Origin of the sequence: Achromobacter sp. 77 (assembly GCF_020541125.1) — a bacterium.
Taxonomy (GTDB): Bacteria; Pseudomonadota; Gammaproteobacteria; order Burkholderiales; family Burkholderiaceae_B; genus Achromobacter; species Achromobacter mucicolens.
The window spans coordinates 3,031,088-3,054,181 of record NZ_CP059848.1 but is presented as its reverse complement, the minus strand read 5'-3'; the positions used below and the strand labels follow the sequence as shown (position 1 = coordinate 3,054,181).

20 protein-coding genes are annotated in these 23,094 nt (G+C 66.1%); 10 read left to right on the top strand and 10 right to left on the bottom strand.

Annotated features, from left to right (window positions below):
- Positions 1-5 precede the first annotated feature (5 nt).
- Both H4P35_RS14115 and H4P35_RS14110 read left to right on the top strand, forming a co-directional pair.
- Positions 6-557, top strand: a complete 552-nt coding sequence (locus tag H4P35_RS14115) for a sugar O-acetyltransferase (protein WP_226845998.1) — start codon at positions 6-8, stop codon at positions 555-557.
- Positions 558-616: 59 nt separating this feature from the next.
- Positions 617-946 (top strand): YciI family protein, encoded by a 330-nt coding sequence (locus H4P35_RS14110; RefSeq protein WP_226845996.1) that lies wholly within the window; start codon positions 617-619, stop codon positions 944-946.
- Between the two features lie 6 nt (positions 947-952).
- On the opposite strand, the gene H4P35_RS14105 is transcribed toward H4P35_RS14110, so the two are convergent.
- From H4P35_RS14105 to H4P35_RS14095, 3 genes are all read right to left on the bottom strand, one after another.
- Positions 953-1,609 (bottom strand): hypothetical protein, encoded by a 657-nt coding sequence (locus H4P35_RS14105; RefSeq protein WP_226845994.1) that lies wholly within the window; start codon positions 1,607-1,609, stop codon positions 953-955.
- A gap of 90 nt (positions 1,610-1,699) precedes the next feature.
- Positions 1,700-2,074 carry a cytochrome c gene (locus tag H4P35_RS14100; RefSeq protein ID WP_226845992.1) on the bottom strand — a complete coding sequence of 125 codons (375 nt, stop codon included), beginning with the start codon at positions 2,072-2,074 and terminating at the stop codon, positions 1,700-1,702.
- 14 nt (positions 2,075-2,088) lie between these two features.
- Positions 2,089-3,342, bottom strand: coding sequence for a sulfite oxidase (locus H4P35_RS14095; RefSeq protein WP_226845990.1), 1,254 nt, complete (start codon positions 3,340-3,342; stop codon positions 2,089-2,091).
- Positions 3,343-3,635: 293 nt separating this feature from the next.
- Between H4P35_RS14095 and H4P35_RS14090 the strand changes: the two genes are divergently transcribed.
- Positions 3,636-4,103: a YMGG-like glycine zipper-containing protein gene (locus H4P35_RS14090; protein ID WP_226845988.1), complete on the top strand. Its 468-nt coding sequence runs from the start codon at positions 3,636-3,638 to the stop codon at positions 4,101-4,103.
- A gap of 47 nt (positions 4,104-4,150) precedes the next feature.
- Here H4P35_RS14090 and H4P35_RS14085 read toward each other — a convergent pair whose 3' ends face one another.
- Positions 4,151-5,875 (bottom strand): SulP family inorganic anion transporter, encoded by a 1,725-nt coding sequence (locus tag H4P35_RS14085; protein ID WP_226845986.1) that lies wholly within the window; start codon positions 5,873-5,875, stop codon positions 4,151-4,153.
- Between the two features lie 50 nt (positions 5,876-5,925).
- Entirely contained in the window at positions 5,926-6,285 is a 360-nt protein-coding gene (locus H4P35_RS14080; protein WP_226845984.1) for a MerR family transcriptional regulator, read from the bottom strand.
- A 114-nt stretch (positions 6,286-6,399) separates the two neighbouring features.
- Here H4P35_RS14080 and H4P35_RS14075 point away from each other — a divergent pair, with 114 nt between their 5' ends.
- From H4P35_RS14075 to H4P35_RS14060, 4 genes are all read left to right on the top strand, one after another.
- Positions 6,400-7,299 carry an alpha/beta fold hydrolase gene (locus H4P35_RS14075; RefSeq protein ID WP_226845981.1) on the top strand — a complete coding sequence of 300 codons (900 nt, stop codon included), beginning with the start codon at positions 6,400-6,402 and terminating at the stop codon, positions 7,297-7,299.
- A 108-nt stretch (positions 7,300-7,407) separates the two neighbouring features.
- Positions 7,408-8,334, top strand: a complete 927-nt coding sequence (locus tag H4P35_RS14070) for an AraC family transcriptional regulator (RefSeq protein WP_226845979.1) — start codon at positions 7,408-7,410, stop codon at positions 8,332-8,334.
- Positions 8,335-8,481: 147 nt separating this feature from the next.
- Complete coding sequence (locus H4P35_RS14065) at positions 8,482-9,594, top strand: cyclic nucleotide-binding domain-containing protein (RefSeq protein ID WP_226845977.1); 1,113 nt, start codon at positions 8,482-8,484, stop codon at positions 9,592-9,594.
- Between the two features lie 141 nt (positions 9,595-9,735).
- Positions 9,736-10,746, top strand: a complete 1,011-nt coding sequence (locus H4P35_RS14060; protein ID WP_226845975.1) for a tripartite tricarboxylate transporter substrate binding protein — start codon at positions 9,736-9,738, stop codon at positions 10,744-10,746.
- A 58-nt stretch (positions 10,747-10,804) separates the two neighbouring features.
- Here the strand turns inward: H4P35_RS14060 and H4P35_RS14055 are convergent, their stop codons facing one another.
- Genes H4P35_RS14055 through H4P35_RS14045 form a run of 3 tightly spaced genes read right to left on the bottom strand, consistent with a single transcriptional unit; the run spans position 10,805 to position 13,671 of the window.
- Positions 10,805-12,712, bottom strand: coding sequence for an amidohydrolase (locus H4P35_RS14055; protein ID WP_226845974.1), 1,908 nt, complete (start codon positions 12,710-12,712; stop codon positions 10,805-10,807).
- A complete protein-coding gene (locus H4P35_RS14050; protein WP_175234415.1) occupies positions 12,705-13,004 on the bottom strand; it encodes a XapX domain-containing protein in 300 nt (99 codons plus the stop codon). The genes H4P35_RS14055 and H4P35_RS14050 overlap by 8 nt, the downstream gene beginning before the upstream one ends.
- Before the next feature lie 13 nt (positions 13,005-13,017).
- Complete coding sequence (locus tag H4P35_RS14045) at positions 13,018-13,671, bottom strand: hydrolase (RefSeq protein ID WP_226845972.1); 654 nt, start codon at positions 13,669-13,671, stop codon at positions 13,018-13,020.
- Positions 13,672-13,806: 135 nt separating this feature from the next.
- Here H4P35_RS14045 and H4P35_RS14040 point away from each other — a divergent pair, with 135 nt between their 5' ends.
- A complete protein-coding gene (locus tag H4P35_RS14040) occupies positions 13,807-15,012 on the top strand; it encodes a S9 family peptidase (RefSeq protein WP_226845970.1) in 1,206 nt (401 codons plus the stop codon).
- 68 nt (positions 15,013-15,080) lie between these two features.
- Positions 15,081-16,994, top strand: coding sequence for a radical SAM protein (locus H4P35_RS14035; RefSeq protein ID WP_180098686.1), 1,914 nt, complete (start codon positions 15,081-15,083; stop codon positions 16,992-16,994).
- A gap of 12 nt (positions 16,995-17,006) precedes the next feature.
- On the opposite strand, the gene H4P35_RS14030 is transcribed toward H4P35_RS14035, so the two are convergent.
- A complete protein-coding gene (locus tag H4P35_RS14030; RefSeq protein ID WP_226845968.1) occupies positions 17,007-18,341 on the bottom strand; it encodes an MFS transporter in 1,335 nt (444 codons plus the stop codon).
- Positions 18,342-19,095: 754 nt separating this feature from the next.
- Here H4P35_RS14030 and H4P35_RS14025 point away from each other — a divergent pair.
- The gene (locus H4P35_RS14025; protein ID WP_226845966.1) at positions 19,096-22,410 is read left to right on the top strand and encodes an autotransporter outer membrane beta-barrel domain-containing protein; all 3,315 of its coding nucleotides are present in this window, start codon (positions 19,096-19,098) and stop codon (positions 22,408-22,410) included.
- On the opposite strand, the gene H4P35_RS14020 is transcribed toward H4P35_RS14025, so the two are convergent.
- Positions 22,407-22,631, bottom strand: a complete 225-nt coding sequence (locus H4P35_RS14020; protein ID WP_226845964.1) for a hypothetical protein — start codon at positions 22,629-22,631, stop codon at positions 22,407-22,409. The genes H4P35_RS14025 and H4P35_RS14020 overlap by 4 nt on opposite strands.
- Between the last annotated feature and the right edge of the window lie 463 nt (positions 22,632-23,094).

Here is a 23,094-nt window from a genome sequence, read left to right as displayed (position 1 = left end):
CTGCCATGACACGCACGCAGAAAGAGAGGATGTTGGCCGGAGAGCTGTACACGGCCGCCGACGCCGAGATCCAGGCGGACCAGCTGGCCGCCAGCGCCTGGATGCAGCGGTATAACGCGCTGCTGGGCGAGCCGCCCGAACAATGGCATGCGCTGCTTTGCGAGCGCCTGGCCAGTGTCGGCGAGGGCGCGCTGATCCGCCCGCCGTTTCATTGCGACTACGGCTACAACATTTCGCTGGGCGCGAACGTCTTCATGAACTTCAATTGCGTGATCCTGGACGTCGTGCAGGTCACCATCGGCGAAGGCACGCAAATCGGCCCGGCCGTGCAGATCTACACGGCAGACCACCCGCACGACCCCGAGCAGCGGCGCGCGATGCTGGAGTTCGGGCGGCCCGTGCACATCGGCAGGCAGGTGTGGATCGGCGGCGGGGCGATCATCCTGCCCGGTGTGACGGTGGGGGACGATGCGATCATCGGCGCGGGCAGCGTGGTGACGCGGGATGTGCCCGCGGGTGCAAAGGTGGTTGGCAATCCGGCGCGGCTGCGGGGATAGCGCATGAGCACGCCACGCGTCTCGCCACAAGGCGCGGCGCCAATCTCAAGGAGAAGACCATGCCCATGTTCATCACAATCGGCTACGGCGATCAGGCGGGCTACGACAGCACCCCTGTGTCCGTGCGCGAGGCTGCGCATGCGCACGACGCAGCATTGCAGCATGCGGGGGTGCTGATGGGGATCGCGGGCACGCCGGTTCAGGTGCGCAATCCGGACGCGTCCGGTGTGGTGACGGCGAAGGGGCCGTTCATGAATGCGCCGCTGCCGATTGCCGGTTTTGCCGTCATCGAAGCGGCCGATATGGCCGAGGCCATCGAAAAGGTGACCCGCACGCCCTGCGCCGTGGCGCACGGCGTGGTGGAAGTCTGGCCGCTTGAGCGCCGGTAGCGCGGATTACCCGTCGACCGAGCGCATGTCGCAGGTGGTCTCGGACGATGCGCACACGCCGCGAAACCACGCGCGACCGCGCGTGCGGTCCTTGTCGGCCAGCCGTTCGAACGTGGCGCTGTTGCGCATCTCGAAATCCAGCAGCAGCCATTCGCCCTCACACGCCACGATGCCGCGCAAGGTGGCGCGTTCGGTCAGCCAGTCGCCGCCCAAGTCGAGCAGCCGTTCGCTGGCGGCGTCGGGGCGCGCGTATCCGCGCGCCGATTGGATGCCGACCTGCGCGTCCGCGGCGGCTATCCAGCCTTCGCCTTGATAGACGGGGCGAGGCGGGTGGCGGTCGCTGCCGCTCATGGCGTCGCTGGCGTTGCGAATCCTGAGCCAGCCGTCGCGCGCCTCGGTCACGTCGAAGGTAACGCTGTAAAGATCCACATCGGGGTCGGGACTGTCGCCGCGCGTGGTCGGCAGCGCGCCCAACTGCCTGGCGCCGTAGGAGGCTGCCGCGCGCACCGGGATCGCGGGCTTGTCGTTGGTGGTCCAGCCCGAAAAGCGGCATGCCGTCGGGACTGTCGGCGTCCAGGCGGCGCCGTGGCCAGCCGGTTGCGCATGAAGCGCCGGGGTCAGGGCCGCCGCGGAAAGCAGCAGGGCGAGCGATCTGAGCGTCATGGTGCGTGTCGTCGTGAACATGAGGATGGGTAGGCAATCCGGCTGGCGGAAAGCCTACCACGATGACGCTGTCCGCGATGCACGGGCCGGTTACTGTGCCCCGGTCACGCCCGACACGTACTTCGCCAACGCCTGCACCTGCTCATCGCTCAAGGCATCGAAGGCCGGCATCACGCCGATGCCGTTGCGCACGGCCTGCGTGACGCGGTTGGCATCGGGCTTGAGCTCGTCCAGGTTGGGACCGATGGTGCCTGCCGCGCCGGCGTCGGCCAGCGTGTGACAGACGGCACAGGCCGGGGTGGTCGCCTTCAGGAACAAAGCCCGGCCCGCTTCGGCATTGGGCGGTTCGGCCGCCCACGCCTGCGCGCCCGTCAGCAACCAGACACCTGCCGCGAGCGCAAAGGAAGCCCGCCACCCGATCGGGCAGCGGGTTGCTGCATGCTGCATGACTTGACTGTTGTGCATCGATGCTGCCTCGATCAGGACACGTTGATGGCCAGACCGTGGTCGCGCCAACTGCTGTTGATATAGCCCGGCGCGTTTTCGAACCGGTTTTCGACCTGCACATTGCCTTCCGTGTCTTCGACGCGGCTGACCAGCATGTGCTGGCCGGCGGACAGTTCCACCGGCAGCGCGAACTGGCGCCAGGCGTACTTGCCAAGATCCGGTCCGATCAACGCGGCCTGTTGCCAGGTCTTGCCGCCGTCGATCGACACGTCCACGCGCTTGACCGCATGCATGCCGCCAAAGGCCACGCCGCGCACCACCACCCGCCCGGCTTTCACCGGCTGGCCGTTTGCGCCCGGCGCGTTGATCCAGGATTTGGGTTCCATGGCCCAGACCGACGGTTGATCGGGACTGGGCTTGGCGTTCATGGGCGTCAGGCGATAGCCGGTCTGCTGGATCTTCGCGGGGCTCTGTTCGGCGGTGAACGCCAGCCGCTTGATGTACTTGACGTTGTTCACGCCGGTGTAGCCCGGCACGATCAGGCGCAACGGGCCGCCGTGCGCCAGCGACAGCGGCTCGCCGTTCATCTCCCAGGCCAACAGGGCGTCCTGCATCGCCTCGCGCGGCACCGAGCGTTCCACCAGCAGCGATTTGGGGTCCAGACCTTCGGGCAGCACCTCGCCGCCGGTGCCTGTCATGAAGGCAGGTGTGCCCGCCAGGCCGCCCAGGTGTTCGACGAGGGTGCGCACCGGCACGCCCGTCCACATCACGCAGCCGGCCGCGCCCACTTCCCAAGGCGTGCCGCTGGGCTTGTGGGGAAAGAACCCGCGGCCATTGCCCGAGCACTGCAACACGGTCGCCAGCGTTTCCATGCCCAGCGTCTTCAGTTCGCCCACGGTGAACGTGCGGGGCTGCTTGACGCCTTCGATCTCGACCTTCCATGCATCGCGGTCGTTCAGGATCGCGGCGTCGGGCGGCGGCAGGTTATTGCGCACGTATAGCTGGCGCGACGGCGTGATGACGCCATCGCCGAACGCGCTGCGGCGGGTCTCGATGGTGTTGGCGCTGTGCACGATGACGCTGTCGGCGTCTTTCCACGCCGCGTAAGGCGGCAGCGGCTTGGCGGCGGTTGCGGCGGGGGCCGCGGCTGGCGCTGCGCCTGCGGGCTTGGCGGGCGCATCGCTGGCGCGCGCGATGCCGGCGGCGCCCAGCCCGGCCGCGGCCAGGGCACTGGCGCTGCCGGCCAGCATGCGGCGGCGCGCGGGGTTGCGTGGGGTTGTCTCCATGGCTTGCCTCTCTGGTTGCCGCGTCCCGCGGAACAGGCGCGGTGTTGTGCTTATGGACGGCCCAGCGCTTGCGGCCTTCCGCATCATCGGCAATGCCCCTCTTTATGTCAACGGGTTCTAAAGAACTATAGGTTTGTGGACATTTCAGATATAAGAGTTTTGGATATTTGGTCGGGCAAGCACGAAGCGAGCTGCGCCAAGGCGCCCAGGCCAGCCGCATAACCCATGTTGCACCGGCGCAGAACCCAGCGCTACGCTGGTGAATCAGGGCTCTGACTTCCATGGGGGTTGTCATGAATACGATCATCTTTCCCTGCGTGGCCATGCTGGCCGCTGGCGTCTGCCTGACTGCGTCCGCGCAGACCGTCACGCCGCTCAAAGGCCAATCCCCCGAACTTACCCAGCAAGACATCGCGGCATGCCAGGCGCAGATAGGCAGCGCGGCCAGCAGCAGCCCGGATTCGCGCGAGGCTGGTGGCCGTGCGCGTGGCGCGGCGGCTGGCGCGGCCGCGGGCGCCGCGGTGGCCGGTGCGCGCGGACAACAGCACGAGGAGGTCTACGACCGCATGGACGACGACACCAAGCAGGCGTACCGGCAAAACCAGGCAAAGGACGCAGCGGCGGCGGGAATGGTGGTGGGCGGGTCGCGCCAGCGGCAGGATCGGCGTCAGGACCGCGCCAACCAGAACCAGCAGGCTGCGGCAGCGTCTTCCGCGTACGCCGCCTGCATGCAGCAGCGGGGGTATCAGGTGACGCCTTGAGCGGCAAGCGTGCATCGATGGTCCAGCGCGGCAAAAGGGAGCCGGTTCTAGGATGCGTGGTCGCCTTGCAGGTAATCGTCCACCGCGCTGCCAACGGTCGGATGAAAGCGGTCGTCGCTGAATAGCCGCGACAGCTCGAAACGCTTGAGCTTGTCGCGCACGGGATCCTTCATTTCCGCGAAGTGCAGCGCGACCCCTTCGCGCGACAGGGTTTCGCACAGTTCGCGCAGCATGTCGGCTGAGGTGACGTCCACGCTGGTGACGGGTTCGGCAGCCACCACCACGCGCCGTACGGGCGTGGGCGAGGCCTCCACGGCTTCAAGCAGGCGCTGCTGGAAGAGTTCGGCGTTGGCGAAAAAGAGCGGGGCGTCCCAGCGGAACAGGACAAGTCCGTCGATCAGCGTGGCATGCGGATAACGCTTCAGGTCGTGATAGCCGCGCAGGTTCGGCACGCGGCCCAGCACCGCGAAGTGCGGACGCCAGCCGTCCCACAGGAACTCGATGACGGCGATGACGACCGCCAGGCAGATGCCGGGGATCGCGCCGAAGACGGCGACACCCGCAAAACACAGCATCGAAAGCCAGAACTCCCATTGCTGGATGCGGTAAATGCGCCGCAGATCCCTGAATTCGAAGAGACCGATGGCGGCGGCGATCACCACCGCGGCCAGCGCGCTGTTAGGCAGGTGCCGCAGCAGGTTCGGCGCGGCGATCAGCAGCGCGGCGACGGCCAGCGCGCCGACGACGCCGGTCAGTTGGGTGCGCGACCCCGCCGCCTCGGCCACCGGGGTGCGCGATGCGCTGCTGCTGATCGGAAAGCCCTGGAAGAAACCGGCTGCCAGGTTCGCCACCCCCAGTCCCACCATCTCCTGATTCGGATCCACGCGCGTGTTCGTGCGCGCGGCGTAGGTGCGCGACAGCACACTGGTGTCGGCAAAGGCAATCAGCGCCACCGCGCAGCCGCCCAGCACGATCTTGACCAGATCGGCGTTGCTGAGCCACGGCCACGCAAAACTGGGCAATCCTTGCGGAATCTCGCCCAGCACCTTGACGCCCTGGGCATCCAATCCGACGAGCTTGACCGCCAGCGTGGCAAGGATCACGGCGATCAGGATGCCTGGCACGCGATCGAAACGCTTTAGCATCAGGATCACGGCCAGGCTGGCCGCGCCGACCGCAAAGCTTGGCCAGTGCGCTTGTCCATCGGCGACGGCCAGCGCCAGCTGCTGCATTTCCCGCAATGGGCCGGCGTCGTTGATGGACACGTCGAACAGCTTGGGCAACTGGCTGACCAGCACGGTCAGCGCGATGCCGTTCATGTAGCCGTAGCGGATGGGTTTGGACAACAGCTCGGTGATGAACCCCAGGCGCATCAAGCCCATCACGATGCAGAACAGCCCCGAGACAACGGCCATCATGCTTGCCGCGGCGATGGCGCGCATGGGGTCGCCGTTGGAGACGCTGAGCACGACAGCCAGGATGGGCGCTGCCAACGCGGAATCCGGTCCCAACACCAGGATCCGGCTTGGACCGAACAGCGCATACGCCAGGAGCGGGATGATGGTGGCGTACAGGCCGTAGACGCCGGGCACGCCCGAGGCTTCGGCGTAGGCGATGCCCACCGGCACCAGCATGGTCGTCAGGACGAGGCCGGCGGCAATGTCCTTGGGCAGCCACGCCGCCTGATAGGACTGCAACAACGCCAGACCGGGCAGCCAGCGCAACCAGCGCGGCGCATTCTGGACGGGGCGGCGGGGCGTTTCGGTAGCCATGGAATTCCGGTAGGAAAGCGTGCGCTACAGGTTGGGGCCTTATCCGCGTTTCATTGCGGGCAAGGGGGGGCGGAATCTTCCAGCATCTGGCGCAGCCGGGCGCGGCGGCGCTCCAGGTCGGCGATCTGGCGTTCGACGGATGCCAGCCGGCGGCGCTGCACCTCGGACGTCTCCGGGCATGCCGCAGCGCCTTCGATCAGCCGCATGCAATCGGGAAACCCGCGGATTTCCGCCAACGAGAAGCCGGCAGCGATGAGGCGCTGGATTTGCCTGACTTGCGTGACGGCGGCTGCGGGAAAGGTACGGTATCCATTGTCCGCCCGGGCCGAGACAAGCAGACCCTGGTCGTCGTAGTGGCGCAGCGACCGCAGGCTTGCGCCCGTTCTGCGGGCAAGCTCGCCGATCGACATGGGGGGGAAGGCGCGGGCGTTTTCATGCGGGAAAGATTAGCAGATGGGGGCTTGACCTTGACATGGGTGTGAGGGTTGAGACTGGCCGTCCTTCAATCTTTCGGATGCATCAGCATGCAACGCAGAACTTTTTTCCGCCGGGTGGCGGCGGCGGTCTTGGTCATCGTGGTCTCGGCGGCCGCGCACGCGCAGCCACGGCAATACACCATCAAGGCGCCCGATGGCGTAACGCTCGCCGTCCAGGAGGCCGGCAATGCCGATGGCCCGCCCGTCATCTTCGTGCACGGGTTGCTGGGCAGCCGCCTCAACTGGGAGGCCCAGCTTGCCAGCCCAGCGCTGCAACGATACCGGCTGATCACCTACGACCTGCGCGGCCATGGTTTATCGGGCAAGCCGTCGGACGCGGCGGCGTATACAGACGGCCGGCGCTGGGCCGACGATCTGGCCGCGGTGATGAAGGCGACGGGGGCCGCGGACCCCGTGGTCGTCGGCTGGTCGCTTGGCGCTGCCGTGACGACCAACTACCTCGCCGCGTACGGCGATGCGGGAATCGCGGGCGCCGTCTATGTGGGGGGTGTGATCGAGCTGGATCCGAAGCAGATCGTGCAGCATCCCGCGTTGTACCGCGACATGGTGTCCCCCGACCTGAAAACCCACTTGGACGCGGAGCGCGAATTCATCGGTCTGTGCTTTGCGCAGCCGCCCGGCGCCGTCACATTCCAACGGCTGCTGGCCAATGCCGCCATGGCGTCCTTCGACATGCAGGCCGCCGTGCAAGGCATGACGGTCGCGGCGGCGCGCGGCCTTGGCTCGGCGCGCAAGCCTCTGCTGCTGATCTACGGAGCAAACGACGCCTTGGTCCAGCCTCATCCGTCGATCGAGCGGGCGCGGCAACTGAACCCGCGCGTCAAGAGCACGGTGTACGCGGCATCGGGGCACGCGCCGTTCATGGAGGAAGCGGACAGGTTCAACCGCGACCTGGCGGCGTTTGTGGACAGCGTCGTCGACCGCTGACGGGCCCTGGCGGGCCGGGGATGCTTGCCAAATGTTGCTTGTTGCGAAGCAGCATCGCCTGCTATCTTCGAGCCCGTTAGCGCGTTCGCCCTGATCTGGACATATCCGATGCCCGCCACCCAACCCCTGATTTCCGGCTCGCAACCGGCGCGGCCCACCGACACGCTGGGTTGCTCGGCGAGCCAATTGGCGTTGGACCAGGAATTTCATGGCGGCGGGCTGACGCTCTATCGCAAGCGCACCCACAACGATTACTTCGGCAGCGTGCAGACGCCCGCGTCCGATCGCGGCTTTCTCGTGGGCGTGGCGCTGCAGGGCGGTCATCGCCGTCGCATCCTGCACGGTCATCACGCGTCCACGCATGATTTCGATGCGGGTTCGATCTACATCCGCGACTTCACCGACGATTACCGCGCCGACATGCTGGGCGGTTTCGACTTCCTGCTGGTCGAGCTGTCGCGCCCCTTCATCGAGCGGATCAACGACGAGAAGGGCGGGACGCGCGTCAGCAGCCTGACGCCGCGCGCCGGGCAGCCGGATCCGGTGCTGGGCCATCTTTCGCAGGTGCTGGCGAGCGTTGTGGCAAATCCCGCGCAGACCAGCAGCCTGTTCGTGGAGCATCTGAACCTGGCCCTGGGCACGCACCTGCTGGCGCAATACGGGGCGGGTGCCACCAGCGGATGGGCAGCGTCGGGCGGCACCCGCGTGCTGTCGCGCAAGATGGAGGCGCGCGCCAAGGACATGCTGCTGGCGTCGCTGCGGGAAGACGCGTCGATTGCGGATATCGCCGAGGCCTGCAATCTGTCGCGCAGCTATTTCATCAAGGCGTTCCGGCAAACGGTCGGCACGACGCCGCATCGGTGGCTCCTGGAGCAGCGGGTGCAAAAAGCGCAGGCGTTGCTGCGCACGCCGGGCCGGTCGATCACCGACATCGCGCTGTTGTGCGGCTTTGCCGACCAGGCGCACATGACCCGGGTGTTCACCAGCGTGGTGGGCATGGCGCCCGGCGCCTGGCGCAGGGAACACGGCGGTTGACCCTTTAGCCGGCACGCGACCGGCCATGCAACGCGCATGGCGCTTTCATACAAATCAGGACGCAAGTGCGCAAGACACGGCTGCTGCCCGGCGGTAACGTCTTCGCAATATCCCGCCAATTCTCCCGGATGATCCGATAGCGTCCCCATGAGTCGACTTGCTGCCGGCGCCGCGCCGGCTACTCCGCCCGCCGATCTGGCCGCCTTGCACGCCCAGGCCTTTCCCATGCTGCCCAGCGCCATGATCGAGCGCGCCGCGGCGTACGGCCACGAGGTTTCAGCCGAACCGGGCCACGTGCTGCTCAACAGCGGCGACCGCGAAGCCGCCTTCTACATCCTGCTGCACGGGTACATCGAGGTGCTGGAAGCGCAAGCGGGCGGCGTCCTGCGCAGTCTGCTCGTGCATCGTGATGGCGAATTCACCGGCAGCCTGGACCTCTTCACCGACAGGCCGAACTCGGTCACCGTGCGCGCCAGCACCCCAAGCCGGCTGCTGCGCCTGAGCCGCGCGGCCCTCGAATCGCTGATATTGGAAGACCGGCCGATGGCGGAAATCATCCTGCGCGCATTCGTGCTGCGCCGCATCGGCTACCTGCGCCAGCGGCCCTATGGCGGCGCGATCCTGCGCTCGACAGCGCGGGCAGGGCAGGAAGACCCCGTGATGGATCTGGCGGTGATCGGAGGCGGCCCCGCAGGCCTGGCCGCCGCGGCCTACGCCGCGTCCGAGGGCTTGCAGACCCTGTTGGTGGGCGGCTCGCTGTCTTGCGGCGACGCGCCCGGGCTGGACATACTGAACGGGTTTCCCGGCACGATCACGGGATTGTGCGACGGCCCGCTGCTGCGCCGCGCCGAGGACCAGAGCAGGCGCTTTGGCGCGCACCTGCTGCCGCTACGCACCGTCAGCCGCTTTGACGGCGGATGTTATCCCTACCGCGTGTGGCTGGACGACGGCCGGATGATCGAGGCGCGCAGCCTGATCGTGGCGACGGGAACGCAGGCGGGCGATGGCGCAGCGATGCGCGTTCAAGCGAACACGGCGTGGCTGGAGGGGTGGCTCGATACGGACGACCAGGGCTATATCCATACGGGCCTGGCCGCAGCGGGGTCGATGCAGGCGCGCGCTTACGAAAGTTCGCAGCCGGGCGTATTTGCGGTGGGCGCGGCGCGCGCGGGGTCGGTGAAACACGTGTTGGCAAGCATCGCAGAGGGCGCCGCCGCAGTGCGGATTGTGCATCGGTTTCTGGATGCGTCGGCGCATTGACCGCCGGTCCCTCATCCAGACGCCGTAATACCCGCAAGGATTTTTTAGTCAGACCATAATTATTTTTCCCTTTTCGCAGCCGGTAGTTTGCGAACATGCGCTTAAAGCTTTCAAGCCAGAAGAGCGCATCGGGAGACAACCATGATCTGCAAGCACGCCGCGCGCAAGCGCGTCCATTTCGTCGCGGCCGGCTTTATCGCGGTTGCCGCGTTCGCCTTGCCCGGTCAGGCTTGCGCGCAGGCCGCCGACAGCTACCCCAGCAAACCCATCCGTCTGATCATTCCTTACCCGCCGGGCGGCGCGACCGACGTGATCGGGCGCATCGTGGGCCAGCGCCTGAGCGAAGCGATCGGCGGTCAGGTCGTCATCGAGAACCGGGGCGGGGCGGGCGGCAACATCGGCGCCGCCGAGGTAGCGCGCGCGCAGCCGGACGGCTATACGCTCCTGATGGGCGCCTTGACCTCGCACTCGGTCATGGCGACCCTGGAGAAAGACAGCATTGCGTACGACCTGCGCAAGGATTTGGTGCCCGCGGGGGTGGTCGGCTTCGTGCCGCTGGTGGCCGTGGTCAATCCCAAGCTGCCCATCAAGTCGCTGGCCGAACTGGTGACCTACGCCAAGGCCAATCCGGGCAAGCTCAACTTTGCCTCTTCGGGCGCCGGCGCGCCGCAGCGCATGGCCATGGAGCTGTTCAAGCAGATCGCGGGCGTCAACATTGTGCATGTGGCCTATCGCGGCAGCGGGCCGGCCATGACCGATCTGGTCGGCGGGCAGGTCGAGACGATGACCGAGACGGTGCCCGCCGCGATCTCCTTCATCAAGTCGGGCCAGCTGCGTCCGTTGGCGGTGCTTACGCCGCAGCGCATCTCGATGTTGCCGGACATTCCCACCGCCGAAGAGCAAGGCTTCAGCGGCTTTAACGTCAGCTCGCTCTTCGGGGTGATGGCGCCTGCCGGCACGCCAGCGCCCATCGTGGCCAAGATCAACAAGGCGCTGACCACCGCGCTGGCAAAGGACGACGCCAAGGCCCAGATGCTGCAGCAAGGTGTTTACGCGGACCCGCTAGATGTGGACGCTTCCAAGGCGCGCCTGAACGCCGAAATCGAGCAATGGGCAAAGGTCATCCGCGAAGGGGGAATCACTGCCAAGTGACGGTTCAGGCGTAACACGCGCGGCCGAGGGGGTGACGCCTCGGCCGCGTGATGCGCCCCTAGACCGCCCAGCAGGCGCAGCCCAAAGCGCCCCAGAACCCTTTCAGGTCGGATACCGGCAGTTTGCTGGCCCAGGCGCCAGCGTGCTGGTGGCCGTGGACATTGCAGTCATTGGCGCAGGCGCAGGCGGCCGCGGCCTCGCGCAGGGTGGCCTGCAGCGGCTTGCCTTCGTTGTCGCCCCAGGCGCCGTAGCCGCCGAACAGGCGCGTGGGCGACCAGTCGGGCATGGCGGGCGGCGGCGCGGCCTCGTCGTGCGCCGCGAATTCACCCGCGCCCCAGACCACTTTGCCGCCCACGACGGTGAGCAGGCTGCTGGTGTCCGCAATATCGGACTCGGGGCACGAGAAGAAGTCGCGATCCGGCACGACGAGATCGGCCAGTTGGCCGACGGCGATGCGGCCCTTTTTGCCTTGCTCGTTGGAAAACCAGGTGACGTTCTCGGTCCACATGCGCAGGGCAGCATCGCGGTCCAGGCAGTTGCGTTGCGGCGTCAGGCGCAGGCCGCCCACCGTCTTGCCGGTGATGAGCCACGACAGCGACACCCACGGGTTGTAGGAAGCCACGCGGGTGGCGTCGGTGCCGGCAGACACGTTGACGCCTTTTTCGAGCATGCGCTTGACGGGGGGCGTCGCTTCGGCGGCGCCCGGGCCGTAGCGTTCGACGAAGTATTCGCCCTGATAGGCCATGCGATGCTGCACGGCCACGCCGCCGCCCAGGGCGGCGATGCGGTCGATGGAGCGTTCGGAGATCGTCTCGGCGTGGTCGAAGAACCAGTTCAGCCCCGCCAGCGGGACGTCCTTGTTCACGCGTTCGAATACATCCAGCGAGCGCGAGATGGTCTCGTCGTAGGTGGCGTGCATGCGCCAGGGCCAGCGGTTCTGCGCCAGGGTGCGCACCACTTCCTCGAGTTCGCCTTCCATCTCGGGTCCCATTTCGGGACGCGGCTGGCGGAAGTCTTCGAAGTCGGCGGCGGAAAAGACCAGCATTTCGCCCGCGCCGTTGTGGCGGAAATAATCGGTGCCTTGCTTGTACTGCGAAGTGGCCGTCCAGTTCAGGAAGTCTTCCTTTTCCTGCTTGGGCTTTTGCGTGAACAGGTTGTAGGCCAGGCGGATCGTCAGTTGGCCGGCGTCGGCCAGTTGCTGGATGACCTGGTAGTCCTCGGGGTAGTTCTGGTTACCACCGCCCGCATCGATGGCGCCGGTGACGCCCAGGCGGTTCAGGTCGCGCATGAAGTGGCGCGTGGAATTGAGCTGGTATTCGAAGGGCAGCTTGGGGCCCTTGGCCAGCGTGGCGTACAGGATCGACGCGTTGGGCTTGGCAAGCAGCAGGCCGGTCGGATTGCCGGCCGAGTCACGCACGATCTCGCCGCCGGGAGGCGCGGGGGTGTTCTTGTCGTAGCCGACCGCGCGCAGGGCGGCGGCGTTGAGCAGGGCGCGGTCATACAAGTGCAGGATGAACACGGGCGTATCGGGCGCCACGGCGTTCAGTTCTTCGATGGTGGGCAGGCGCTTTTCCGCGAACTGGTGTTCGGTGAAGCCGCCGACCACGCGCACCCACTGCGGCGCGGGCGTGATGGCTACCTGGCGGCGCAGCATGGCCATGGCGTCGGCCAGGCTGGTCACGCCGTCCCAGCGCAGTTCCATGTTGTAGTTCAGGCCGCCGCGGATGATGTGCAGGTGGTTGTCGATCAGTCCGGGCAGCACGCCGCGTCCGCCCAGCGCGATGGTGCGGGTGGCCGGGCCGGCCAGCGGCAGAATGTCGCCAGCGGCGCCCACGCGCGTGAACCGGCCGTCCTTGATGGCGACGGCGTCGGCGATGGGATTGGCGGGGTCCAGGGTGGTGAACCGGCCCTGATGCAGGATGAGGTCGGGGGCGCCTTTGGGCGCGGGGTCCAGGGTATCAGCCATTGCGCTTGTCTCCACATGCATCGGCGGGTTGTTGGGCGGTGTCGGCGGATGCCTTGGGGCAGCTAGGCAGTTCGCCGAACATGTGCGGTTTTACCTGTTCATGGATGAAGGACGTGCGGGCGGGCTCGTCCGCCAGCAGGCGCTTGACCAGCGGGGGAATCTGCTCCCCCGCCAGGATGCCCAGCAGGCCAACCAGGGCGATGACGGGCGGCGCCGGCGATCGCACATTGAACAGGGCATAGATGATACCGACCAGCAGGCCGAGTCCCAACGACACAAGGTAGACCTTCATGGGTATGCTCCTGTCAGGCTTCGTGGGCGTTGAACATGGACTTGGCGTAGAGGATGCCCAGGCCGTAGGCGCCGCCGAACTTGCTGGCGATGCCGGTCGTCATGTCGTAGGTATCGATGCGCGCCCAGTCGCGCTGCATCTCAAGCAGGTACTGCAATGCCGTGATGGGCTGGCCGCCTGCCTGAACGATACGCTCAATGGCGCGGTTGTGGGCTTCGGCGGACACGTCGCCGCAGGCGTCGGCGATGACATAGACCTCGAAGCCCTGGTCCAGCGCGGACAGGGCCGGGCCGACGATGCACACGCTGGTCCACAGGCCAGCCAGCACAATGCGCTTCTTGCCGATTTCGTTAACCTGCTTGATGACGGCGGCGTCTTCCCAGGTGTTCATGGAGGTGCGGTCCATCAGCGGCCGGCCGGGGAACGGGACAGTGACTTCCTCGAACATGGGGCCGGAAAAGCGCTTTTCGGCAACGGTCGTCAGGATGGTGGACACGCCAAAGCCGGCGGCGGCTTGGGCCACCAGCGCGGCGTTGTTGCGCAGCGTGACGGCATCGATCGAATGGGTGGCAAACGCCATCTGCGACTGGAAGTCGATCATGATGAGCGTGTGGTCGTGCGGGGACAGCAGCTTGGCGCCGGGCGTGGGGGTCGCATTGATGGGCATGGATGACTCCTTCGGTTGCCATAATGGAGGACCCGCGCAATGTGCCAGCCGGCCGGCCTGCCGTATTGAACGATAGTCCGCCGGTTTGTAGATTGTGATTGCGGCGGCGTTGCCGTCCTGACGCAGGAGAACCCCATGGGCCTGGCTTTCCAGAACGAACTGCACGACGATTTCGGCACGCGGCCGGTCGCTTACATGTCCTACGGCGGGGCGGATCTGGGAGAAATCCTGGCGGTGGGCCGCGCGGTGGGTAGCGGAGACGACACGGCGTTCTTCGAGGCCTGGATGGCGGCGGGCGACCGTCTGGCCGCCGAGGCGCAAGACGCTGAACGCCGCAACCTGCCTGCCAGCGCGCGTGAACTGCATCTGCGCGCCAGCGCCTTCTATTCGACGGCTTACCGGCCCTTGTACGGCGCGCCCACGGACGCGCGGCTGCTTGCGGCCTTTCGCAAGCAGATGGCGGCTTTCGACCGGGGACTGGCGCTGTTCGCGCATTCGGTCAGGCCGATGCGCATTGCGCTGGACGGCGCGTACATGCCTGCCTATCTGGTGCCGGCTGCGGGTCAGGAGGCCGACATCAGGCCGCTCGTCATCTTCACCAACGGTTATGACGCCACGGTGACCGACATGTACTTCGCGAGCGCCGTCGCGGCCGCGAGCCGGGGCTACCACGCGCTGGTGTTCGACGGCCCCGGGCAGGGCGGCATGCTTTACGAACAGGGCGTGCCCATGCGTCCCGATTGGGAGACGGTGGTGAGCGCGGTGGTGGACTGCGCCGTCGCGCTGCCCATCGTCGACGCAAGCCGCATTGCCCTCAGCGGCTGGAGCCTGGGCGGGCATCTGGCGCCACGCGCGGCGTCGGGCGAACCGCGGCTTGCGGCCTGCATTGCGGACCCCGGGCAATGGAGCGTCGCGGGCCTTTTCCGGCCGCTGGCGGTCAAGCTCGGCGCCAGCCCGGAAAGCGCGGCGAACATGGGTGAACTGGAAGCGCCCGTGATGGACCGCCTGTGGCAGTTCGTCTTGTCCAGTCCGGCGCTCACGTGGAAGGTGGTGCAGCGCGGCTTCTGGGTGCACGGCGTGGACAATCTGCGCGACTACCTGCGCGCGGTGGAGCTATTCACCCTGGACGGCCGCATCCAGGGCATCACGTGTCCCACCCTTGTAACACTGGCCGAAAACGACCCGCTTGCTGCCGGCACCCTGCAGTTCTTCGATCAGTTGCGCTGCCCCAAGACCCTGCTGCGCTTCACGGCGCAGGAGGGCGCCGGCGATCATTGCGAATCGGCGAACCGGTCGCTCTTGAACCGCCGCGCGCTCGACTGGCTGGACGGCGTCTTATAGGGCGCGAAGGCGGGCTGCCTATAATTGCATCCGATCCCCGCTTTCTGACGGCAGCCCTGCCGTGCCTCATGTCGACCTTGCCCTTGCGCGTGCTGTCGGTGATTCCACCGATGACGCAGCTGAACACTCCCTATCCGTCCACCGCCTACCTGACCGGCTTCCTGCGGTCGCGCGACGTCACTGCGTTCCAGGAAGATCTGGCGCTGGCCCTGGTGCTGCGCCTGCTCTCGGCCGACGGCCTGCGGGCCGTGGCAAGCCGCATCGACGCGCTGCCCCTTGAAAAGCACACGCAGCCCATCCAGGCATTCGTCGCCATGCAGGCGCGTTATCTGGCCACCATCGGCCCGGTGATCGCCTTTCTGCAAGGCCGCGACCCCACGCTGGCGCATCGCATTGCGGGGCGCAACTACCTGCCCGAGGGGCCGCGCTTTGCGACGCTGGACGTCTACATGGACGAGGACGGCGGCGATCCGCTGGGCTGGGCGTTTGGCGCGCTGGGGTTGCAGGACCGGGCCAAGCACCTGGCCACGCTGTACCTGAATGACCTGGCCGACGTGCTGCGCGACGCGATCGATCCGCGCTTCGAGTTCGTGCGCTATGCCGAATCGCTTGCGGGCAGCCAGCCCACGTTCGACCCGCTGGCCGAGGCGCTGGACGCCCCGCTGAACCTGGTGGACGAGACGCTGCGTGAACTTACCGAGGCCGCCCTGGCGCGCCATACGCCGACGATGGTCCTGTTGTCGGTGCCGTTTCCGGGCGCGGTGTACGCCGCCTTCCGTATCGCGCAGGCCATCAAGGCGCAAGACCCCAGCATCGTCACCGTGCTGGGCGGGGGCTTTGTCAACACCGAATTGCGCGAACTGAAAGACCCGCGCGTGTTCGATTACTTCGATTTCGTCACGCTGGACGCGGGCGAGCGGCCGCTGCTGGCGCTGCTGGAACACGTGCAGGGCAAGCGGTCGCGTCAGCGCCTGGTGCGCACCTTCGTGCGCGATGCCGACAGCGGCGCAGTGCGCTACATCAACCTGGTCGAGCCCGACGTTGCATTTGCCGAAGTGGGCACGCCCACGTGGGACGGCCTGCCGCTGGACCGCTATCTGTCGCTGCTGGACATGCTGAACCCGATGCACCGGCTCTGGAGCGACGGCCGCTGGAACAAGCTGACCGTCGCGCACGGCTGCTACTGGAAAAAGTGCAGCTTCTGCGACGTGGGGCTGGACTATATCGGCCGCTATGAGGGCGCGTCGGCCTCCGTGCTGGCCGATCGCATCGAAACCATCGTGGCCGAGACCGGGCAGACGGGTTTTCATTTCGTCGACGAAGCCGCGCCGCCCAAGGCGCTCAAGGCCCTGGCGGCCGAGCTGATCGAGCGCAACACCGGGATTTCCTGGTGGGGCAACATCCGCTTCGAAAAGACCTTCAGCCCGGAACTGTGCGAACTGCTGGCCGACAGCGGCTGCATTGCGGTTTCCGGCGGCCTGGAGGTCGCCTCGGACCGGTTGCTGAATCTGATGAAAAAGGGCGTGTCGATCGATCAGGTGGCGCGCGTGACGCGTGCGTTCAGCGATGCCGGGGTGCTGGTGCATGCCTACCTGATGTACGGTTTTCCGACGCAGACCGTGCAGGACACCGTCGATGCGCTGGAGTACGTGCGCCAGCTATTCGAAAACGACTGCATCCAGAGCGGGTTCTTTCACCGCTTCGCCTGTACGGTGCATTCGCCGGTGGGTCAGAATCCGGACGAATACGGCATCAAGCTCAAACCCTTGCCCGAGGTCACGTTTGCCAAGAACGATGTGGGCTTTCATGACCCCACGGGCGTGGATCACGACGCGCTGGGCAAAGGCCTGAAGAAGGCCATCTACAACTTCATGCACGGCATCGGGCTGGAAGAGGACGTGCGCAGCTGGTTCCCGTTCAAGGTGCCGCGCACGACGGTGGCGCGCAACCGCATTGCGCGCGCGTTGAACCAGCGCGGCTGATGCAGCCGCCGGTCAGGCCGCCGGCGGGACCTCCTGCACTGTGGAAAGCACGGGCTCGGCTGCCTCGGCGCCGGGCACCGCGTGGGTCAGGTCCTCGGTCATCTCGTGGTCCAGCGCGCCCTGGAACAGGTCTTCGGTCACGCGCAGTTCCACTCCCACTGGCGACATCTGCGCGGCCGCTGCAAAGGGCGCCACCGGCGCCGGCGCCGGGCGCTCGTTGCGGCGCCAGACGAAAAAGGTGACCAGCCCAAGGTTGAGCAGCGCAAAGCACCAGAACAGACCCGCTTCGCCGAACTTCGTCATCACGGGCGAGATGGCCAGGGGGCTGAGCGCCGAGCCCAGCGAATTAATGAGCAGCAAGCCCTGGATCATGCGCACCAGCGCGTCGGCGGGCGCGCGATCCGCCGCATGGCTGACGGCCACCGGATAAATGGCAAAGACGCCGCCGCCCAGCAGGAACAACAGCGGCATCAGCAGCGGCGAGGCGGGCGGCAGCACCAGGATCAGCAGGCTGAGAACGGCGCAGAACACGGCCAACGCGATCAGCACCACCTGACGGTCGCGCCGGTCCGACCAGCGCCCCACCGGATACTGCAGGACCATGGCGCCCAGGATCACGGCGCCCATCATCTTGCCGACCTCGGCAACGTCCAGCCCAATGCGCTGCAGATACAGCGGCAGCAGCGTGTAGACGGCGGCAATCGCGACGCCTGACCCGAAGCAGCCCATCACGCCCGTGGGCGTCATGCGCGCCAGATGCTGCGGCAGCAACGGCTCGACGCGTTCCACCAGCGGCGAGACGCGCGGAATGATGACCATGGGCATCACGGACAGCGACGCCAGCAGGCCGGCCACCATGAACGGCGCCATTGGCCCCAGCTGAGTGATGGCGCCCAGTTCCAGCTGGCCCAGCATGCCCGAGCCATACAGCGCAATCATGTACAGCGCCAGCAGCCGCCCGCGCACCTTGGCATCGCCCGCCAGCAGCAGCCAGCTTTCCACGACCAGGAATACGCCCACGCTCGCCCAGCCGTTGATCAGGCGCAGCACGAACCAGGCTTCGCGGTTGAAGATCAGTCCCTGCAGCAGCACCGTCACGGCGATGAGCGAGGCAAAGCTGCTGTAGGCGCGGATATGGCCGATGCGCAGGATCAGGCGGTCATTGAAGATCGCGCCCAGCGTCAGGCCGATAAAGTATGACGACGAAATGATGCCGATGACGGTGGCCGATTCGCCGGCCGCGTCCAACTGCAAGGTCGTCAGGGAAGAGATGAAGGCGTTGCCGATGCAGACAACGAACAAGCCAAGAAGGGGCCCGAGCACCAGGCCCAACAACTGCCGAGACATGAAATCCTCGATTTCCAGAACAGCACAAAGCATCCGGTGCGACCGGACAAACGATCAATGGGGTGGGGGGAAGTGCGACAGGGTTCGCCTGGCTTGTCGGGGGCAATGCCATGCGCTTGGGCGCGGGCCGGGTGGCGCAGGGCGCACGCAGCGGAAATCCGGCGCGGATTGTAGCGCCGATTGCCGGGCGCCCTTACCCGCGGGCGAGGGCGCGCGGTCGCGGTGGGTGGCCTGGGCATCGACACGGCGTGCCGACATGCAATGAATCCATGCTGTCGTTGATCCAGGCCGCGTCGCGAGTATTTCGATCGATGTGACGGTATTAATAAAAATATTAAAAAATCTCGCCTTATAGCGGAATATTAATTTCGGCGCGCGTCAATCAAAAGATCGATATACAAGAAACGTTAATTCTTAGGTAACCGGATTAAATCTGAGTATTTGTGCTCAATATTTATTTCGAAGAGTTCCCTAGCATTCACCCCTATTGCAAACCGCTTGTGTCGTTCGCCTCCGATGAGAGGGGTTGTTGCGCTTCTCGTCCCGGCGTGCGAGGCGATGTCGATGCGGTTTTATCAGCCAATCTGTGCATGGAGGGCAAATGCGTTCACGGTACGAGTTTGTGGGAAACGGTGTGCATTCGGTTTCAGCCGAAACCGGCCACGTCAAAACAACGACATCCCTATTCACCGGTTTCGGAAACGCTGGCCCAAGTGGGTTCAAACGCCGCCGCGCAACGTGTTTCATCGCGGGCATGGCGTTGCTGGCGCCGGTCTCCGCGCTGGCGGACATCATCGGTGAAAGCGGTGTGGCCGGCCTGGGTGGCGCGACCGGCATGCGGGGCGGCGATGGCGGCGCGGGGCACACGGCAGTCGTGATCACGGACACCACGCCCTTCGTCAACGCGGAACGCCTGATCGGCGGCGCTGGCGGCGGGGGAGGAGGCGGCGGTGGAGGCGGGGGCCTGGTGAGCGGCAGCGGCGGAGACGGGGGCAATGGCGGCCAGGGCGGGCACGGCGTCGAGCTGGCCGCGGACGGCGCGGTGTTGACCAACCGCGACCTGCTGCAAGGGGGGGCCGGTGGCGGCGGCGGCGGCGGCGGCGGCAGCTCGTTCAACCTGGGGTCGGCCGCAGGAGGGCGAGGCGGCGATGGCGTGGGCGGCGCGGGCGGCGGTGGCGGCGGTGGCGGCGATATTCCCTTGAGTGGCGTGCCCATGCTGCCAGGCGACGGCGGCAACGGCGGTCAGCCAGGGCTGGATGGGACCGCGGGCAACCATCAATATGGCGGTGGCGGCGGCGGGGCGGGAGGCAGCATCAATCCCTTTGGTTGCGGAAGCGGCGCTGGCGCCGGTAGTGGTTGCGGGGGGGCGGCCGGGCACGGCGGCGGTACAGTCTTGGGCGCGGCCGGCGGGCAGCCCGGCGCGTCCACCAACCTGAATGGCACGGACGGCGGGTCCGCGACGGGGAACGAGACCGGCGCCGGAGGCGGCGGGGGGGGCGCACCCGGCGGCTTGGGAGGCAGAGGCGGCGGCGCCGTGGGCGGACCCAATGGGTCTGGCGCTGGCGGTACGTCGTTGGGCGGCTATGGCATACACGTCGTGGGCGCCGACACCGTGATCACGAACTCCGGCCGCATTGTCCCAGGCACGGGGTCGGCGCAATCGGTGGCGATCCTGTACGCCGACACGGCCCACAATTCGGTGCTGCGGTTGCAGGCCGGCAGCGAAATCCGGGGCATGGTGGATGCCACCCGATCCACCAACAACACGCTCGTGCTCGACGGCGCGGCGAGCGTCGACCCGATGACCGGCTCTTCAGTGGCCTTCGACGTGTGGAAGTTGGGCGGCGCAGCGTACGTTGCCAGCGAGGACGTCTACCAGGGCTTCTCTGCTTTCGAGAAAACCTCCGAAGGGACATGGCAATTGATCAATCTGCCCTCGCAGGCACGCACGCCATGGCGCATCAGGGGCGGCACGTTGGCCATCGCCGACGACCACAGTCTTGGCATCGTGGACGTTGCCGTGACGCTGGACGGCGGAACGCTGCAGGTCCAGGACGATGCCGCCCTCCATCGTGACGTGGTCGTCAACAGCACCGGCGCGATCGACATCGAAGACGGACGGCAATCGCTGGTGTATGGGGTGCTGGGCGGAGACGGCAGTCACTTTGCCAAGACGGGCGGCGGAACCCTGGTCATCTTCTCAAACGGCAACTTCAACGGCGTGACGCAGATTGACGGCGGCACGCTGCAACTCGGCGTTGGCGCCGTAGGCGGCGCCATCGGAAGCGGCGCGTTCATCAACCACGGCACGCTGGTGTTCAACCGCGCGAATCACGTCGTGATCGGCGGTGCGATCGCCGGCACCGGAGACGTGGTGCAAGCGGGCTCGGGCTCGACGACGCTGACCGGCTCGTTGACTTACACCGGCAAGACATACCTGACCGGAGGAGAGCTGGCCATTCACGGCACGACGCTGGGCTCGATTTCAAGCGCGGCGGGCGTCATCGGGCAGGGTCCGCAAGAAACGCTGACCTTGCGCAATGCGGAATTGAACGGCTGGATGCATGCGCCGGGCACGTTGAACGTGGATGCCTCCAGCCGCTGGAACATGATGACCGGCCCGGGCAATCCCGCGTACGCGACCACCAGTCACGGGACTGAAATCAGCTTCGCTGGCGACATCAACCTTGCCGGCCGCATCAACTTCATGCCGCCCGGCACGGCCAATGGCCCATCCGGCGCCAGCGTGCTGGTCGCCAACAACCTGAACGGCCAGGGCGGTATCGTCCAGCTGCATGTGCAGTCGACGCAAAACGGTATCACGGACCTCATTCGGCTGGGCGGCGGCGCCGTCGGAACGACGCATCTGGTTCTGCAAATGGATGGGGCCTCCACAGGGGACGCGCTTACGGGAGACGGCGTGATGGTGGTCAAGGCAAATGGCCCGACCGACAACGCGTTCGTGCAACGGGAGGAAACGCCGGGCGGTAACCGCAAAGGGCCTTTTCTCTACCGGTTGCAACACGGTTCAAGCGTGGTCAATGGCGTACAGGCCTCCCCGCATAATTGGTATGTGCGTAGCGAAGCGCGGCCCGAAGTTTCGCTGTATTCCCAACTGGGCAATCAGGCCGTGCGCCACGGGGAACTGACCGTCGGCACGCTGAACGAACGGATGGGATCCACGGAAAGTCTGGCCCGCAAGGTTTACCCCTTCGTGTGGGGTCGCGCCCTGGCCGACACTGGACGCAATCGCGGCAATAGCACCGGACTGGCCGCGCAGGACATCGCGACGCGGTCCAGTCTGGCGGGCGTCCAGCTTGGAACCGACGTGTATGTGGATTTCCGAGGCTTGTCGCGGCGCAGTGCGGGGGTGTTTGCGTCCGCCAGCACCATGAAGACCGACGTGGACCATTATCAGGACCTCAGCAGGAAAACCGTCAACGCGGGGCGTAGCGATCAGTCGGCATACAGCCTGGGCGGCTACTACACGCTGCTGGACGGAAAGGGCGGTTATCTGGATCTGGTCACGCAGGTCAGCCGCTACGACGTCAAGGCAAACTCGGCGGCCGGCGCAGGCCCGTTGACCACCACGGGGTGGGGCGGCCTGATCTCGGCGGAGGCTGGAAAATCGTTCGCCGTCGGCGACGAAGCCAGCAACCTCCGGCTGGAGCCCCAGGCGCAGGTGATCTATCAGCGGATCAAGTTCTCGGACAGCCAGGACGTGGCAAGCGCGGTGGCGTTTCCCGCCGTGAACAGCGTGACGGGCCGGCTGGGCATGCGCCTGTCCAAGACATGGGACGGCGATTCCGCCAAGGCCAGTACGGCGTGGGCGACGGTCAACCTGCTGAGCACGGCCGGCCACGCGTCAAGCCGCTATGCCACCGCCACGCAGGGTGACATCACCTTCATGAACAAACTTGGCGGGCCGCGGGTGGGTCTGGCGCTGGGATACGACAGCCTCGTGGGCGGCAACACCTTCCTGAATGTGCAAGCCGGCACCGAGCAAGGCATCGGCAGCCGCAAGTCCGGCAACTACAACCTGAACGCCGGGATCAAGATCATTTTCTAGCGATTGCGGATCATCCCGCCCGGCGCTCGGTTCACGAAGTAATCCTTGGCCTTGGACTCGGCCCCGCCGGCCCATTTGCGCAGGGCGGAGATGAATGCCGGACATACATTGCCGTCGACGCCGGTGTCGATAATGACGCTGTCCGTCATGCGCATCATCACCTTCCACTCGCAAATGCGCGTGCGGTTGGCGTAATCGCCCGTGGTGTTTGTATGCAACACCGGCGTAGGCGGCGCATCCAGGTGCGAGCAGGTCTCTTAATAAAAATATTAGAAAGGACCTGCGTTATTGCCGAATATTAATTTCGGTTCTCGTCAAGAAAAAACCGGTTTACAAGAAATTTGAATTTCTGGTTATCAGACTAAATCCGAGTATTTGTGCTCAATATTTATTTGGAAGAGTTTTCTAGCATTCACCCTGATGCGAAGGTCATGCCTCGCTCGCGTTTGATGAGAGCGGCTATTCCGGTGCCCATCCTGGCGCGCGAGGCGATGTCGATGCGGTTTTATCAGCCAATCTGTGCATGGGGGGCAAATGCGTTCACGGTACGAGTTTGTGGGAAACGGTGTGCATTCGGTTTCAGCCGGAACCGGCCACGTCAAAACAACGACATCCCTATTCACCAGTCTCGGAAACGCTGGCCCAAGTGGGTTCAAACGCCGCCGCGCAACGTGCTTTATCGCG

Excerpts from the sequence above, each read along its gene's own strand:
- H4P35_RS14115 (WP_226845998.1), top strand. The coding sequence starts at position 6 with ATGACACGCACGCAGAAAGAGAGGATGTTGGCCGGAGAGCTGTACACG.
- H4P35_RS14030 (WP_226845968.1), bottom strand. The coding sequence starts at position 18,341 with ATGTCTCGGCAGTTGTTGGGCCTGGTGCTCGGGCCCCTTCTTGGCTTG.
- H4P35_RS14050 (WP_175234415.1), bottom strand. The coding sequence starts at position 13,004 with ATGAAGGTCTACCTTGTGTCGTTGGGACTCGGCCTGCTGGTCGGTATC.
- H4P35_RS14110 (WP_226845996.1), top strand. The coding sequence starts at position 617 with ATGCCCATGTTCATCACAATCGGCTACGGCGATCAGGCGGGCTACGAC.
- H4P35_RS14095 (WP_226845990.1), bottom strand. The coding sequence starts at position 3,342 with ATGGAGACAACCCCACGCAACCCCGCGCGCCGCCGCATGCTGGCCGGC.
- H4P35_RS14070 (WP_226845979.1), top strand. The coding sequence starts at position 7,408 with ATGCCCGCCACCCAACCCCTGATTTCCGGCTCGCAACCGGCGCGGCCC.
- H4P35_RS14085 (WP_226845986.1), bottom strand. The coding sequence starts at position 5,875 with ATGGCTACCGAAACGCCCCGCCGCCCCGTCCAGAATGCGCCGCGCTGG.
- H4P35_RS14045 (WP_226845972.1), bottom strand. The coding sequence starts at position 13,671 with ATGCCCATCAATGCGACCCCCACGCCCGGCGCCAAGCTGCTGTCCCCG.
- H4P35_RS14105 (WP_226845994.1), bottom strand. The coding sequence starts at position 1,609 with ATGACGCTCAGATCGCTCGCCCTGCTGCTTTCCGCGGCGGCCCTGACC.
- H4P35_RS14025 (WP_226845966.1), top strand. The coding sequence starts at position 19,096 with ATGGCGTTGCTGGCGCCGGTCTCCGCGCTGGCGGACATCATCGGTGAA.
- H4P35_RS14040 (WP_226845970.1), top strand. The coding sequence starts at position 13,807 with ATGGGCCTGGCTTTCCAGAACGAACTGCACGACGATTTCGGCACGCGG.
- H4P35_RS14035 (WP_180098686.1), top strand. The coding sequence starts at position 15,081 with ATGTCGACCTTGCCCTTGCGCGTGCTGTCGGTGATTCCACCGATGACG.
- H4P35_RS14090 (WP_226845988.1), top strand. The coding sequence starts at position 3,636 with ATGAATACGATCATCTTTCCCTGCGTGGCCATGCTGGCCGCTGGCGTC.
- H4P35_RS14100 (WP_226845992.1), bottom strand. The coding sequence starts at position 2,074 with ATGCACAACAGTCAAGTCATGCAGCATGCAGCAACCCGCTGCCCGATC.
- H4P35_RS14080 (WP_226845984.1), bottom strand. The coding sequence starts at position 6,285 with ATGTCGATCGGCGAGCTTGCCCGCAGAACGGGCGCAAGCCTGCGGTCG.
- H4P35_RS14060 (WP_226845975.1), top strand. The coding sequence starts at position 9,736 with ATGATCTGCAAGCACGCCGCGCGCAAGCGCGTCCATTTCGTCGCGGCC.
- H4P35_RS14055 (WP_226845974.1), bottom strand. The coding sequence starts at position 12,712 with ATGGCTGATACCCTGGACCCCGCGCCCAAAGGCGCCCCCGACCTCATC.
- H4P35_RS14065 (WP_226845977.1), top strand. The coding sequence starts at position 8,482 with ATGAGTCGACTTGCTGCCGGCGCCGCGCCGGCTACTCCGCCCGCCGAT.
- H4P35_RS14075 (WP_226845981.1), top strand. The coding sequence starts at position 6,400 with ATGCAACGCAGAACTTTTTTCCGCCGGGTGGCGGCGGCGGTCTTGGTC.